This window comes from Vibrio aquaticus, assembly GCF_003970385.1.
Taxonomy (GTDB): domain Bacteria; phylum Pseudomonadota; class Gammaproteobacteria; order Enterobacterales; family Vibrionaceae; genus Vibrio; species Vibrio aquaticus.
In genome coordinates this window covers 15,970-30,407 of sequence record NZ_RXZH01000008.1, presented here as the reverse complement: position 1 = coordinate 30,407, position 14,438 = coordinate 15,970, and the positions used below count along the sequence as shown (strand labels likewise).

At 46.1% G+C, this 14,438-nt stretch carries 13 protein-coding genes; 8 read left to right on the top strand and 5 right to left on the bottom strand.

The window, feature by feature from the left end:
• Window positions 1–41: 41 nt before the first annotated feature.
• Complete coding sequence (gene ydiJ, locus EJ063_RS16045; RefSeq protein WP_126575340.1) at window positions 42–3,074, bottom strand: D-2-hydroxyglutarate dehydrogenase YdiJ; 3,033 nt, start codon at window positions 3,072–3,074, stop codon at window positions 42–44.
• Between the two features lie 201 nt (window positions 3,075–3,275).
• Here ydiJ and EJ063_RS16040 point away from each other — a divergent pair, with 201 nt between their 5' ends.
• The 6 genes from EJ063_RS16040 to EJ063_RS16015 all read left to right on the top strand — a co-directional run bounded on the left by EJ063_RS16040 (window position 3,276) and on the right by EJ063_RS16015 (window position 8,581).
• On the top strand, window positions 3,276–3,959 hold the full coding sequence (locus EJ063_RS16040) for a DUF3334 family protein (RefSeq protein ID WP_126575339.1): 684 nt from the start codon (window positions 3,276–3,278) through the stop codon (window positions 3,957–3,959).
• A gap of 208 nt (window positions 3,960–4,167) precedes the next feature.
• Complete coding sequence (locus EJ063_RS16035; RefSeq protein ID WP_126575338.1) at window positions 4,168–4,851, top strand: DUF2786 domain-containing protein; 684 nt, start codon at window positions 4,168–4,170, stop codon at window positions 4,849–4,851.
• A 144-nt stretch (window positions 4,852–4,995) separates the two neighbouring features.
• On the top strand, window positions 4,996–5,664 hold the full coding sequence (locus tag EJ063_RS16030) for a YiaD family glycine zipper/OmpA-like lipoprotein (RefSeq protein ID WP_126575337.1): 669 nt from the start codon (window positions 4,996–4,998) through the stop codon (window positions 5,662–5,664).
• 145 nt (window positions 5,665–5,809) lie between these two features.
• On the top strand, window positions 5,810–6,856 hold the full coding sequence (locus EJ063_RS16025; protein WP_126575336.1) for a J domain-containing protein: 1,047 nt from the start codon (window positions 5,810–5,812) through the stop codon (window positions 6,854–6,856).
• A 168-nt stretch (window positions 6,857–7,024) separates the two neighbouring features.
• On the top strand, window positions 7,025–7,210 hold the full coding sequence (locus EJ063_RS16020; RefSeq protein ID WP_126575335.1) for a hypothetical protein: 186 nt from the start codon (window positions 7,025–7,027) through the stop codon (window positions 7,208–7,210).
• Between the two features lie 186 nt (window positions 7,211–7,396).
• Window positions 7,397–8,581, top strand: coding sequence for a GGDEF domain-containing protein (locus tag EJ063_RS16015; RefSeq protein WP_126575334.1), 1,185 nt, complete (start codon window positions 7,397–7,399; stop codon window positions 8,579–8,581).
• Here the strand turns inward: EJ063_RS16015 and maiA are convergent.
• From maiA to hppD, 4 genes are read right to left on the bottom strand one after another with little or no spacing between them, the layout of a single operon-like run.
• Window positions 8,532–9,188 (bottom strand): maleylacetoacetate isomerase, encoded by a 657-nt coding sequence (gene maiA, locus EJ063_RS16010; protein WP_126575333.1) that lies wholly within the window; start codon window positions 9,186–9,188, stop codon window positions 8,532–8,534. The genes EJ063_RS16015 and maiA overlap by 50 nt on opposite strands.
• Window positions 9,181–10,194, bottom strand: a complete 1,014-nt coding sequence (locus tag EJ063_RS16005) for a fumarylacetoacetate hydrolase family protein (RefSeq protein WP_126575332.1) — start codon at window positions 10,192–10,194, stop codon at window positions 9,181–9,183. Before EJ063_RS16005 ends, maiA begins: the two co-directional genes overlap by 8 nt.
• 2 nt (window positions 10,195–10,196) lie before the next feature.
• Complete coding sequence (locus EJ063_RS16000; protein WP_126575331.1) at window positions 10,197–11,339, bottom strand: homogentisate 1,2-dioxygenase; 1,143 nt, start codon at window positions 11,337–11,339, stop codon at window positions 10,197–10,199.
• Complete coding sequence (gene hppD / locus EJ063_RS15995) at window positions 11,332–12,405, bottom strand: 4-hydroxyphenylpyruvate dioxygenase (RefSeq protein ID WP_126575330.1); 1,074 nt, start codon at window positions 12,403–12,405, stop codon at window positions 11,332–11,334. Before hppD ends, EJ063_RS16000 begins: the two co-directional genes overlap by 8 nt.
• Window positions 12,406–12,733: 328 nt before the next feature.
• Between hppD and EJ063_RS15990 the strand changes: the two genes are divergently transcribed.
• Window positions 12,734–13,192, top strand: coding sequence for a TetR family transcriptional regulator (locus tag EJ063_RS15990; RefSeq protein WP_126575446.1), 459 nt, complete (start codon window positions 12,734–12,736; stop codon window positions 13,190–13,192).
• A gap of 136 nt (window positions 13,193–13,328) precedes the next feature.
• A complete protein-coding gene (locus EJ063_RS15985; RefSeq protein ID WP_126575329.1) occupies window positions 13,329–14,435 on the top strand; it encodes a M20/M25/M40 family metallo-hydrolase in 1,107 nt (368 codons plus the stop codon).
• Window positions 14,436–14,438: the final 3 nt, after the last annotated feature.

Genomic DNA, 14,438 nt, shown 5'->3' with positions numbered 1-14,438 from the left:
AATAGCTCAATCTAAACGATTGAGCTATTGGAGTCTCGCGATTATAGAATGGTAAGCAGTGCTTGAAGCGGATGCTGAACCTTCTCTTGTTCAAAACGCTTAACCTGGCTTCGGCATGAGTATCCGGTCACTAGGCAGCGTTCTTTTGGTAAGTCTTGTAACCTCGGTTTCCAGCTTAATGCATAGATATCTTTAGACATCTGTAACTTGTCGACTTCATGGCCGAAGGTACCTGCCATGCCACAACACCCGACTGGAATAGTATCTAAACGTGCTCCAAAGTGAGCAAAGATCTGCCCCCACTCTTTCTCTGCATTCGGCATTTTGGTTTTTTCGGTACAGTGCGCAAACAGGTACCAAGGTTCTTGACCGTTACTCGCTTGCTTATCGAATTCCGGTAGTTTCGGTTGCAACCATTCATGAACCGTCAACACATCGAAGTCACCGCGCTTTTCTTGCAACACTTCTTGATACTCATCTCGGTAACACAACACTAGCGCAGGGTCGACGCCGACTAATGGGATGTCAATATCCGCTACCTGCTGCAAAAACGCTGCGGTATTTTTTGCGCTATCCGCAAATTTCTTCAAGAAGCCTTTCACATGCTGCGCCTTGCCATTCGGCTTGAACGGTAACAGAACCGGCGTTTTACCCAGCTTAGTGACAAGAGTGGCAAAATCTTCAACCACGCTTGCGTCATAGAAGCTGGTAAACGGGTCTTGAACGATCACCACATGGTTCGATTTATCTTCTTTTGATAGCGCCGCCAACTCTTGCAGATTAAACGGCTTCAAGCTTGAAAGTCGTTGCTTGAGCATTGGTACAGACAGTAATGGCGAATCGACATAACCAACCGATTTAGCGGTTAAATCTTGAACCCATTGCTGCTTTAACGCGCCATTAACCAGCTTTGGTGCTTTAGCCAGCACCGGTAACATGCTTTCGATATTTGCGACCAAGTAATCTTTAGCCGGGCGCTGATAGCGAGAGTAATAGATATTTAGGAAACGAGAACGGAAGCTTGGAACGTCAACTTTGATAGGACATTGGCTAGCACACGCTTTACACGCCAGACAACCATTCATCGCGTCATACACTTCATGAGAGAAATCGTACTCATGACGCTTGTTCAAGGTGTTACGAACACGGTCCACCATGGTTTTGATGGAGGCATCGTTTTCTAGAGTCTGTTTCTCTAGATCAAGAATATCAACGCCCTGCTCTGTCAGCTGACGCAGCCACTCTCTTACCATGCCTGCACGACCTTTTGGCGAATGTCTTCGGTCAGCGGTCACTTTCATTGATGGACACATTGGAGAGGATGTATCGTAGTTAAAACACAACCCGTTGCCGTTACACTCCATTGCCTGTTTAAAGCTGTCGCGCACCTGAACGTCGATTTGGCGATCAAAGTAACCACGCTTGGTATCGGTGACTTTTACCAACTCATGTTGACTATCAAGAGGCGTACAAATCTTGCCCGGGTTCATTTTATTGAATGGGTCAAATGCGGCTTTAACTCGGCGAAGCTCAGTAAACAGCTCCTCACCGAAGAAGTCAGGGCCATATTCTGAGCGGAAGCCTTTGCCATGTTCGCCCCACATCAGGCCGCCGTACTTAGCCACCAGCTTCACTACCTCATCAGAGACTTCATGCATCAGTGCTTCTTGTTTTGGATCGCACAAATCCAAAGCAGGACGAACGTGCAGCACACCCGCATCAACGTGACCAAACATACCGTAATTAAGTGATTTCGCATCCAGTAATTCTCGGAACTCGACAATGAAATCAGCTAGATTCTCAGGTGGAACACAGGTGTCTTCTGCAAACGCAACCGGCTTAGCACGCCCTTTCGCAGCACCCAACAAACCGACCGCTTTCTTACGCATGTTGTAGATACGGCCGATACTTGCGAGATCGTCACAGACTTGATAACCAATGATCCCAGCTTCGTTGTTTTCAAGCATGCTATCTAAACGAGCAGCTAACGATTCAACCTGTCCAGACACTTCTTGCTCGTCTTGGCCTGCAAACTCCACCATGTTAATGCCCTGCATATCTTGGCCAGGAACATCCGTCAGTAAGTCACTCACAGTATGCCAAACAATGTCTTGCTTAGCTAAGTTCAGTACTCGGGAATCCACGGTTTCAACTGACAACGCTTTCGCTTCAACCATAAACGGTGCATTACGAAGCGCAGAGTCAAAGCTGTTGTACTTAACGTTAACTAAGGTGCGAGCTTTGGGAATCGGGGTCAGGTTTAGTTTGGCTTCCGTTATAAACGCTAAAGAGCCCTCTGCGCCACACAGCACTCGGGTAAGGTCAAAGGTATCGCTGTCGGTATCTAAAGCATTTTTTAAGTCGTAACCCGTTAGGAAACGGTTCAGTGGCGGAAACTTATCTTCGATTTGGGCACGTTTCTCTCTACACACTTTTTCTGTCGTGTGAAAAGCGTTGTAGGCATACTCACCCTCTTGAGGTAATCCGTTTGAAAGGTCAGATTCAAGGCAAGAGCCATCGGCAAATACGGCTTGGAGAGACAATACATGGTCAGACGTTTTACCGTACTTTAGTGAGCCTTGGCCCGACGCATCGGTATTGATCATTCCGCCTAACGTAGCACGGTTGCTGGTGGAAAGATCTGGAGAAAAGAAATAACCGTAAGGACGAACGGCATCATTGAGCTGATCTTTAACGACACCAGTCTGAACACGCACCCAACCTTCATCTTCATTGATTTCGAGCACTTTGTTCATATGACGCGAGAGGTCAACCACAATCCCTTTGGTTAAAGATTGACCGTTAGTACCAGTACCACCACCACGAGGTGAGAAGGTAATCCGCTCATATTGTGAATCACGGCTAAGCTTACCGATCAAAATGACGTCTTGCGTCGATTTTGGATGCACTACAGCTTGAGGTAGCTGTTGATACACACTGTTATCGGTTGCCACGGCGAGTCGGCTCGAGAACTGGCGCTCTACGTCGCCGGTAAAGCCCGCTTGTTCGAGTTCTTTAAGAAAGGTGAGTACGATCGGATCAACATCCGACTGTGAATGTAATCTTGGTAACATTTGCTTCCTGCCCCCTACGACGCCGATCCAATCAGCACTGGGTTCGATAAAAATTAAACTATTATTTGAATCTCGTCACTTTACAACATTTAAAAGGGTGATCAAAACAGAAATGCAATGTCAGAATGGAACTTATCGCGATTCTTTTCCACACTTATAATTGTTGAATCCAATTTGAGTGTCTCTATGAGCAAAACATCAATGAAAAAAAATAAAGTCATCACAACAGAAGATATCCTTTTAAAGCTATGCCAATCCGTTTCTGGCGTACTGACATCTGCAACTAGCTCACAAGTTTCATACTCAGCAATGGTGCAGAAGATCACCAAAACCAGTTTAAAGCCAGATTTTGGCTGTTTCGTCCTTTTTGATGGTGGTTTTTCAGGTCTTGTCGTTATTAACTTCACGGCGAAAGCTGCCCTAGAGGTGTACACCAATTACATGCGTAATATGGGCATGCCTGAAGAAGAACTGGCGGTGTTGCATACGTCTGATGAAGTGGCTGACGTACTGGGTGAATTAATGAACCAGTTAGTCGGTGACTTTACTAATCAGATTCGTAAAGATCTTCACACGCACATTACGCAAAATCAGCCGAAAATGCTGGCGCTGAACAAGCAAGTGAACCTGTCTGTTGATACCAACCTAGACCGTCCTCAAGCACGTCGTGTGACCTTCTCTACTGAACAAGGCAACATCTTCTATCTAGAATTGGCCATGGATAAAACTGAGTTCATTCAGCTAGAAGAGTTTGAAGTCGCTGAAGACGAATGTCCGGATACCATCCTGGAGCAAACACAGCAAAAAATGAAAGCGAAACAAGAAGCGCCTAAAACCGAAAGTGGGCCAAACGCGAACGACTTACTGGATGAGTTAGGTATTTAAGTCTTTGACTTGATGCGCTAGACGTTGATACGCCACCGAGCTTCTGCGGTGGCGTTTTGCGTTGTCGGACACCACTTAGAAGTAAGCGCCTCCTCTTAATCAAACTCCACATAGCGAGTTCATCTAATTCACCGCTTCATTTCCGTTTTTTCTCATAACGGGGTAAAATGTCCGACTTCATTAAAGTTTGAGAGAAATGTTCCGGTCAATGGATAAGCAGAAAGCCCTGAAAAAAATTGCAAAATGTTTAGAGCTTGGCAACTCAGCCAACGTAAACGAAGCGGCAAATGCAATTAAAATGGCTCATCGTCTAATGCTGAAATACGGCTTAGATAAAGATGACATCGAGTTCATCAAAATGGGTAAGACCCAATCTACCCACCTGCTTCCAGGTAACGTTGGATCAAACATTCTTCGCATTATCCGCGGTATCAACACCAAGTTTGGCGTTGAAGCCGTTCTGCTTAATCACAAAGGTCTTAAACGCGTCGAGTTTATCGGTGAGGCGGATCGCGCCATTTTCGCCGCTTTTGCGTTTGATATCGTTTATCGTGAAATGAACGAGCAAACGGGAAAATTCCGTAACAGTTTCTCAGGAACTGGTACTTCAACATTAGAAGTGACTCGCCGAGTCAATTCATTCTTGTCAGGCTGGGTGGAAGGCGCTCTTGAGAAGCTGCCGATTATCAGCCCGGATGAAGACTCAGCGAAGAAAATTGATGATTACATCGATAAAGAGTTTAAAAACATCGACCGAGAAACGTTTAAGCAACAGCTTCGAGAAGCGATGAAGAACCTGACCGCAGATTACGAAGTGGGACTGAAAAAAGGCCGCACTGTCTCGGTGAGTCGCCCTATCAATGGTGCTCAAACCCCTAAAATGCTTAGGTAATGTCAATTTACGGCCAGTTTGGTTGATATTCAGCCAACTGGTGCAATTATCATTTGACATTACGCATGGCATCAGGTTAATTCACAACCTACCAAAGACCGGTGCGGCTGCATCGGCGAGATAATGATATACGGAGATGTTCTCGTGAAAAAAGTTACGCTTGCTTTAGCTGTTGCAATCGCACTTACTGGCTGTCAGGCCACCCAACGTCAATCTGCCACTACAGGTGATTCAGAAACCAACTCAGCAACCAAAGGCGCCCTGATCGGTGCTCTTGCTGGCGCAGCGGTTGGACTTGCAACGGGTGATGACGCTAAAGAACGCCGTAAGCACGCATTGATTGGTGCAGCAGGTGGTGCCGCCGTTGGTGGTGGTGTTGGTTACTACTTTGACCAACAAGAAGCTGCGCTGCGTAAAGAGCTCCTTGATTCCGGCGTTCAAGTTGAACGTGTTGGTGAAAACCAATTGCTTCTTCGCCTTGAAAATGGCATCGGCTTCCAATCAAGCTCATACACGCTTGACCCAAGCATCCATAAAACACTACGCGGTGTTGCACGTATTCTAGTTGAATACCCAGATACAAGCCTTGTGATTGATGGTCACACAGACAGCACAGGCAGCGAGACGACTAACCAAGTGCTTTCTGAGCGCCGCGCTGAGTCTGTTCGTTCATACCTTGTTTCTCAGGGTGTTGCAGCAGGTCGTGCCATTGCTCGTGGTAATGGTGAACGTTACCCACTGTGCACAAACAGCACGACAGAAGGCCGCGCATGTAACCGCCGTGTTGAGATTCAAATCCTACCACTTAAGTAACAGAAAACCCGTCATTTAAGTGTGATTTCATTGGCTTCTTCGGGAGCCAATGTTGTATTTAATCTGGCAAAACTTGCTTCCCTAATCCAATCTCTGTACAACCACTGATATAATTATTCTTTACCTTCTGAATATTGAGGTCACTTTGCGTCTGCTTTCCACCTTGCTTTTGCTCGTTTCAACCACCAGCTATGCTCAATCTATTCAAGAGCTGACCGAAAGTGCGCAGAATCAGAATATCCATGCTCAATTCCAACTCGCGCAACGATACGAACTCGGTGATGGCGTTGAAGCTTCAGAGTCAGAAGCTTTCTATTGGTATGAGCAGGCCGCACTGAATGGAAATCATAACGCCTCGATCCATGTTGGGCAGGGTTACCTTTGGGGTAAAGGGACAAAAGCCGATCCGGAAAACGCTATTTTCTGGTTGAGTAAAGCCGCGAGCGAAGGCAGTACACAAGCCCCTAGCCTACTCGGAAAACTGTACGAAGATCTAAACACACCCGCGAATAATCTCGACTTAGCCGAACTGTGGTATCAAGAAGCGATGCGTTTTGATCCTAATGCAGAAGAGCGTTACGCCAAAGTACTAGAGCAGCAGTTCAATAATCGCCGCGCAAAACAAGTGGCCGCTATCGATCAACTTGAAGTCGCTTTTGATACCTCTGATATAGAAGTAAGCCCGAAAGCGCGCTCTCTCGAAAGCAGCACCGCGTCTTACAATATGACAATCTATGGTCTGCTCGCGACGCTACTTTTAACCACAGTCGCAGTTGTCTGGTTGATGCGTAAGAACCATCGACTAAAAAGCGCGAGCAGTGAGAGCGACTTATCGACTCAACAACGTTACACCAAGTTAGAGCGAGAACTCAAACGTCGCGATGAACAGCTTAAACAACAAAAGCGTCAGCTTGAGAGTATGTATCGTCATATTAAGAAACAACAAGTCGCCTCTGCACAGCAACCACAAAACTCGCCACAAAAAGCAGAGCCTGCCGCTCAAGATAAACCATTAACCTTAGCTTGTGCATTGTTTGGGTTTAGTCCGAGCACCATTCCCGACGAGAAACAAATCAAAGCTCGTTATAAACAGCTCTCTAAGATTTATCACCCTGATTTAAAAGGCAGTGACGCTGAAATGAAACGTTTAAATCAGGCCTTAAAGCTCATCGTCAAGCACGTTAATAAATAGTTACAAAACACTGTTACTTAGTTTTCGAAATGTCGACAGCCCCGTATTTCAAAGGGGCGCAATCGATCTCTCTCCCATAAACCATAACAAATGCTTAACCAGCCTTCGTTATTTATGCAATAATCCGTGCCGAAAATAACACCTAGATCTAAAGGTGGGGAGAAAACTATGTTTACGATCGAAGGTATCTGTGACTGGTGTAAAAAGCCAAGTATGCTGACCAAACATGAATACGTTGACGGCCTATGCCATCATTCATGCAAAGAGTGCAATGATTTAGCGACACTGGACGTACGCCAATTCAACATTGCCGAGCTACAACAAAGAGAACGTCACGCCGAAGGCATGCGTTAATCGCTTTGATTCTCCAAGGAAGATACTGGGCCACCATTTAGGTGGCCTTTTTGCGTTATAACGCCCAATTTAGTACCACTTTCTGTCTATTTCACCCCACGATCCGAGCAATTTCACTTCATTTGTTTACAACAGTAAACGTTTACGATAAGTTTCACCTAACATATAGAATGAGATACCCTAAAAATGAATTCTATCCTAGTTAATGAAGTTAGCCGCCGCAAACACCTCGAAGTCATCGATGGCTTTCCGGTCATTGCTCTTATTCACTCCTTACTGGCGGTTATCGTTGTTGCTATCTCACTCTATTCATACGGATTAACGCATCAACTGATGATTTGGATCGGGTTGTTCCCCACGGTCATCGGTTGTCGTTTTATAGCCGATAAATTGTTAAGACCTCAATTAGTCGCAGGAGAGCTAAATAAGCTGAGTTGGATCGCTCTGATGGCAACACGTTCACTATTAGGCTTTGTCTGGGCGGTTGGCACCATTTGGTTTATTCAAATTGATCCTGAACGAAACCTACTTGCCGCCACCATTTGGTGCACAGCATTGGCTTACGCAGGGACCATTTTTCACGTCAATTCCATTCCCTCACTGCAAACCTATTTTTGGTCACTCATGGCGCCGCTGTCACTCTATTTCGCACTGGAATTACACCTTTACTTTGAAGTCGTTGTGATCACCATTGCAGGCATTGTCTACGTGACTTTGTACACCAAAGTGTTGCATTCCAAAGCCACCACACGCATTAGCGAAACGGTACAAAAAGAAAGGTTGATTGAAGAGTTGTCAGAAGCCAATCATCAAATCAAAATGTTGGCACAGAAAGATGCGTTGACGGGCCTTAAAAACCGCATGTATTTCAACGAACAGCTTGAAGAGCTTTGGGCGAAAAGTATCGAAAACCGCAGTCAGCTGAGCTTGATCCTTTTTGATATCGACCACTTTAAAGCATTCAACGACAACTATGGTCATTTGGCCGGAGACAAAGCAATCAAAGCCGTTGCTGACTGCCTTAATCATATTGAACTGCATACATCCAAAGCGTTCTTTGCTCGAGTAGGCGGCGAAGAGTTTATCGCTGTGCTGCCACAACTGGGGTTGGATATCGCGATCGATATTGCGGAAGAGATTCGTTTACAGGTAGAGCAATCCGCGGTACCGCATCACTATTCAAGTACATCAGAAGTGCTCACTGTCAGTTTGGGGGTAGCGATGACCGAACCTACCGCCAACACCCATATCAACGACTTATTTGAACAAGCAGATCAGGCGCTCTACCGCGCCAAAGAAGGTGGACGTAACATCGTAGCGACTACCCTGCTGCATCCGCATCGGGCTGCATTTCAGGGGCAGCCTGAATAAAAGCCTCAACACCATAAAGTGACGTTGTCACCAAATTGATATTTGGGTATGGCGTCAAATCAACACCAAACCGCTTAGCATTGTAGATTTGAGGAATAAGGCACACATCCACCAAACTGATTTCATCACCTACTGAGTAGCGGCCTCGAGTTTTGTTAAGGCGCTGCTCTAACGCTTCAAACCCGGTTTCAATCCAGTGGCGATACCAATTTTGTTTATCAGTATCGCTCGCCCCCATCTGACCAGAAAGGTATTGCAACACGCGCAAGTTATTCAAAGGATGGATATCTATCGCTATGTCTTGTGCCATCGATTTAACCAAATAACGTTGTTCTTTTCCCTTTGGGGTCAGTAGTCCCCCTCCATACTCTTCATCAAGGTAGTCGATAATGGTAAGTGATTGATTGAGCACTAACCCATTATCGACCAAGACTGGCACGAGCTGATTGGGGTTGAGTTGAGAATAATCAGCGGAGTGTTGTTCTCCGCCATTGTTGACCAAATGTACCGAACGCTGCTGATAATCGAGCCCCTTAAGGTTCAGCGCAATTCTTACTCGATACGCCGCTGACGAGCGCCAATAGCCATATAGAATCCGATCAGCCATATTTAACGACCTGTTGATCTATGGCACCAAAAATTGAATCGCCTTTTTCATCGAGCATTTCAAGCTTGATACGATCACCAAACTTCATGAATGAGGTTGAGGGTGATCCATCTCGAATCGTTTCGATCATGCGCACTTCCGCTATGCAGGAATACCCTACGCCACCTTCCGAGATTGCCGTTCCATAATCGGTCCCTTGCTTGTTTGACACAGTACCTGAGCCAATAATCGCCCCTGCCGATAACGGTCGGCTTTGCGCTGCATGGGCGATTAAGCGCGCAAAGTCGAATGTCATATCCACGCCCGCATTTGGGCAGCCAAAGGGCTGATCGTTGTAGTAACTCAGCAGTGGCAAATGCACCTTTGAGTCATTCCAATGCGCTCCGAGCTCATCGGGAGTGACCGCCACCGGTGAGAAAACGGAAGAAGGCTTAGATTGGAAAAAGCCAAACCCTTTTGCTAACTCGTTTGGAATCAAACCACGCAGAGAGACATCATTGACTAGCATGACTAATCGAATCGACTTTGCTGCCTCTTCCGTTGATACGTTCATCGGGACATCATCGGTAACCACCGCAACTTCACCTTCGAAATCAATGCCCCACTCTTCGCTAACAACTGGAATATCATCCCGCGGTCCAATAAACGCATCTGAGCCACCTTGGTACATCAAAGGATCGGTCCAAAAGCTTGGGGGCATTTCTGCGCCGCGCGCCTTTCTGACTAACTCAACATGGTTAACATAAGCTGAACCATCCGCCCATTGATACGCTCGTGGCAAGGGAGACTCACACCGAGCCGGATCAAACTCCATTTCTTGAGTTAGCTCACCATTGTTAAGCGCGACGTAGATTTCCTGTAACTGCGCTTCAACATCTTGCCAATCATCGAGCGCCTGTTGCATGGTTTGAGCAATCTCTGGTACAGCAACACACTTCGTTAATGCTTTGTTCACGACAACCAAAAGGCCATCACGGCTGTTATTTTTTAAGCTGGCTAACTTCATATTTAATCCTTTAACGGCTTCTCTTTCCAACTGTAGACATAATCCGGGTTTTCTACTTTCTGTGCGGCATCGGTAAACGACAATGCATGACGCGTGTCAATCATCACCGCGACTTCATCGGTGAACTTCTTCTTATGCTCTTGACCTGCTTTAAAGGCTTTGGGATGAGGCCCATGAGGAAAGCCTGCAGGGTGAAATGTGACCATGCCCGCTTCAATGTTGTCACGGCTAAAAAAGTCACCCGCATGATAGAAAAGCACTTCATCATAATCGTCATTGTTGTGGTAGAACGGCACCTTCAGCGCGCCTGGGTCACTCTCAATTGGCCTTGGCACAAACGTACACACGACAAAGCCTTGCCCGACAAAGGTGGTATGGGCAGAAGGTGGTAAATGATAACGGTGTGACATCAACGGCCTGATATCGCGCCAGTTGACTCTCACCACCGACAAATCACCGTGCCAACCAATCGCGTCTAGTGGATTAAACGGATAAGTGACCACGCTGACTTGTTCATGGCGCTTGATGTGAACTTGTGTCGATTGCTCCGAATATTGCGCTTTAAACGCATCATCAATGGAAGGGACATCTAACACTGCAGGATCAAACACAGCGTGATTACCCACCATACCCTTCTCAGGTAAGGTGTAGGCCGCGTCCGTGTTCTCTATCATCAGAATGAACATTGGCTCACTGGGTTCTAAGCGCCAAGAGGTTGAGCGAGGGATCATGACATAATCCCCCTCTGTTATTTCTAAATGACCATAATCGCAGTAAAGGTCCGCCTTGCCCTGATGAACAAACAACAGCTCATCCCCATCGGCGTTGCGAACCAAATGCTCCATAGCGGCATTCAACTTCCACACTCGCACTTTACAGTTGGCATTGTGTAAGAGATGAGGAACAGACCAAGGTGACGTTTGCGATGCGCTCTCAACAGAGTTGAAGTTAAACGCTCTAGGTTTTAAGTCCCCTTCCCATTCACTCCAACCAGTAGGCGCATGTTGATGGTGAAAATGAGCCGCTGGGCCAAAGAACCCACTGCGACCCGCCTCGCGTTCATAGATAGCCTCTTCGGGAAAATCTGCATGCGCTTGTTTGGAGCACACTCCCTCCCGATGAGGGAATGTTATCCACTTATGCATCGTCTAATACCCCACGGCGAATTTGATCTTCTTCGATCGATTCAAACAGCGCTTTAAAGTTGCCTTCACCAAAGCCCTCATTGCCCTTACGTTGAATGATTTCAAAGAAGACAGGTCCGATAACGGTTTGGGTGAATATCTGCAGCAAGATGCCATCTTTCATTGGCGCGCCATCGATGAGAATACGCAGGTCTTTGAGTTTAGAGACTTCTTCGCTGTGCCCCTCAACTCGATCGTTCACTTTCTCGTAATAGGTATCTGGCGTTGGCATAAAGTCCATACCTCTGTCACGCAGGGTTTGAACCGTTTGGTAGATGTCATCCGTCGTCAAAGCAATGTGCTGAATGCCTTCGCCGTTGTATTCACGGATAAACTCTTCAATCTGTGATTTATCGTCAGAAGATTCATTGATTGGAATGCGGATTTTGCCACATGGGGCGGTCATTGCTCGGCTCACTAGGCCCGTCAGCTTGCCTTCAATATCGAAATAGCGAATTTCTCTGAAGTTGCCGATGCGCTCATAAAATCCCGACCACACATCCATATTGCCTTGTTTCACATTATGCGTGAGGTGGTCAATTTCATATAGGCCAACATCCATCTTCGCCAGACGTTCCTTAGCATCGTCATAAAAACGGAAGTCGACATCATAAATATTGCCATCCTGATAGCGGTCGACAAAATAAAGCAGACTTTCGCCAATGCCGTAAATGGCAGGAATACTCAGCTCCATTGGGCCAATTTCGGTCACATACTCCTTACCGCCATTGTTCAAAGCGTGTGCCATTGCGATTGCTGAGTCAGCGACTCTAAATGCCATGCCACACACTGAAGGACCGTGCATTTTGGCAAAGCCATGCGCTTGGCTGTGCGGCTGAGCATTGACGATAAAATTCACATCACCTTGTCTATAAAGCCACGCTTCTTTCGAACGGTGCTTGGCGACTTCAGCAAATCCAAGTGAATTGAATAGATGCTTCAGATCTTCGATCCCACTTTCATCGGCCGCGGTGTACTCAACAAATTCAAAACCATCGGTTCCTAATGGGTTGTAAGCTTCGTTCATTTTAATCCCTCATTGATGTTAACTGCCGTGTTTCTCCTACTAAATTGGCCTAACTCAACCGAGAAATGAATATTTCAGCGCCAATCTCCTGCCACCGTCAAAGAATCGAAAGAGTGTAAACGCAATGTTTCAAAGCAACTTTATTCATTAAAATTCATCAACTTAACTCCACCATCCGTAGTAACAATTTATTTACAACTGAAGTTTTAAATCTATTACCACCTCAATAACTTGGATAATAACCGCCAAAAAAACTCGATTTATGGTGTTTTGTACTGCAATGATTTACAATACGACAATCAATAAAAAGACCAACTCTGTATTCCCTATGCCGAAACGTAGCAAAGAAGATACTTTAGTCACGATAAATCTCATCCTAGATACGGTGACTAAACAACTTTTAGAAAATGGATATGATTCGATGTCCTACACGACATTGAGCCGAGAGACAGGAGTTTCTCGTACTGGTATCAGTCACCACTTTCCAAAGAAAACGGATTTTCTTGAAGCCTTACAAGGGCGCTTACTGAAGCTATTTGCCGATCATATTGAGTTTAAGAAAGATTTATCAGCCTTCGAGCAAAGCTGGGTAAGCGCACTCGATAAAAGGAACTTTCGCGCCCTTATTTGTCTGATTCTTTCACAAATAGGGAAAGACGATCGACAGCAGCTTTTTGCTCGCACCTTCATTCTGCACATCAATCAAACCGCTTCTAGCATCTTTGGTGAGCAATCGGATGAAACAGTGAATCGATTGATCGGTCTGAGTTTCACCAAATTAATCTAATGCTATTAGAGGTATAGCCTGACGATATCATTTTGCTCAAAAGTCGCGGTGAGCGGTGAAGAAATTGATTTATCGCAGGCTTTTCTCGTCCAGACAAGGATAAGGTAATGCCTCTGTTCCCTATCAAGGTATTACAATGACTCTAATTAACCGCTCTCGCCTTATTGATCACTTTATCCAGCTAGTCAAAATTGACAGTGAATCACGTGACGAATTGCTCATTGCGCAAACCCTAGCAGAACAGCTCGGTGAGCTAGGCTTTACTGTGCATAAGCTCCCTGTTCCTGCTGACGTTTCCAATGGTTTTAATATCTATGCTCATCTTGATGGCAACATCGATGACAGCGTTGTGCTGAGCTGCCACATGGACACAGTGACACCAGGTAAAGGGATTGAACCTATCATTGAAGACGGCATCATTCGCTCGAAAGGCAATACGATTCTCGGCGGTGACGACAAGTCAGGCATCGCTGCCATCATGGAAGCCGTTCGCGTAATCCGAGAGCAAAACGTTGACCATAAAACGATAGAGATCGCCTTTACTGTGCATGAAGAAGGCGGCTTATTTGGTTCAGAGCATTTTGATATGTCTTACATTCAAGCAGACAAAGCGATTGTACTCGATACCGGAGGCCCAATTGGTACCATCGTTAACGCGGCCCCTGGTCAGCAGAAAATTGTAGCGCAGTTTATCGGCCGCCCTGCCCATGCCGGTCTTGCCCCTGAGCAAGGGATCAGCGCGATTCAGGTGGCGGCAGAGGCGATCACGCAAATGAACTTACTGCGTATTGATGAAGAAACCACGGCGAATATCGGTATTGTTGAAGGTGGTAATGCCACTAACATCGTAATGCCTGAGTTAAAGGTTGTTGCCGAAGCACGCTCGCTGAATGACGACAAGCTAACGGCTCAAGTTGAGCACATGATCTCGACGTTCCAAAGTGCGGCTGATAAGCATGGTGCGCAAGTGAACATCGAATCTACCCGTGCTTATAATGCCTTTGTAATTGATGACGCTCATCCACACATTCAATCGGTTAAATCTTCGTTCGAAGCCATTGGCGCCAGCCCATTCACGAAAGGAACCGGCGGTGGCAGTGATGCGAATAACTTTAATGCGAAAGGTCTAGCGACAGTCAATATCTCAACAGGCATGGCGAAAGTTCACACGACAGAAGAATACATTGCGGTTGAAGATATCGTTCAAGTGACTCAGTTCCTAGAGCACTACTTAACGCACTAATCT

Bases quoted from the DNA above. Each gene is read 5' to 3' on its own strand.
- maiA (WP_126575333.1), bottom strand. From the start codon at position 9,188: ATGGCTGATCGGATTCTATATGGCTATTGGCGCTCGTCAGCGGCGTAT.
- EJ063_RS16035 (WP_126575338.1), top strand. From the start codon at position 4,168: ATGGATAAGCAGAAAGCCCTGAAAAAAATTGCAAAATGTTTAGAGCTT.
- hppD (WP_126575330.1), bottom strand. From the start codon at position 12,405: ATGAACGAAGCTTACAACCCATTAGGAACCGATGGTTTTGAATTTGTT.
- EJ063_RS16005 (WP_126575332.1), bottom strand. From the start codon at position 10,194: ATGAAGTTAGCCAGCTTAAAAAATAACAGCCGTGATGGCCTTTTGGTT.
- EJ063_RS15990 (WP_126575446.1), top strand. From the start codon at position 12,734: ATGCCGAAACGTAGCAAAGAAGATACTTTAGTCACGATAAATCTCATC.
- EJ063_RS16040 (WP_126575339.1), top strand. From the start codon at position 3,276: ATGAAAAAAAATAAAGTCATCACAACAGAAGATATCCTTTTAAAGCTA.
- EJ063_RS16000 (WP_126575331.1), bottom strand. From the start codon at position 11,339: ATGCATAAGTGGATAACATTCCCTCATCGGGAGGGAGTGTGCTCCAAA.
- ydiJ (WP_126575340.1), bottom strand. From the start codon at position 3,074: ATGTTACCAAGATTACATTCACAGTCGGATGTTGATCCGATCGTACTC.
- EJ063_RS16020 (WP_126575335.1), top strand. From the start codon at position 7,025: ATGTTTACGATCGAAGGTATCTGTGACTGGTGTAAAAAGCCAAGTATG.
- EJ063_RS15985 (WP_126575329.1), top strand. From the start codon at position 13,329: ATGACTCTAATTAACCGCTCTCGCCTTATTGATCACTTTATCCAGCTA.
- EJ063_RS16015 (WP_126575334.1), top strand. From the start codon at position 7,397: ATGAATTCTATCCTAGTTAATGAAGTTAGCCGCCGCAAACACCTCGAA.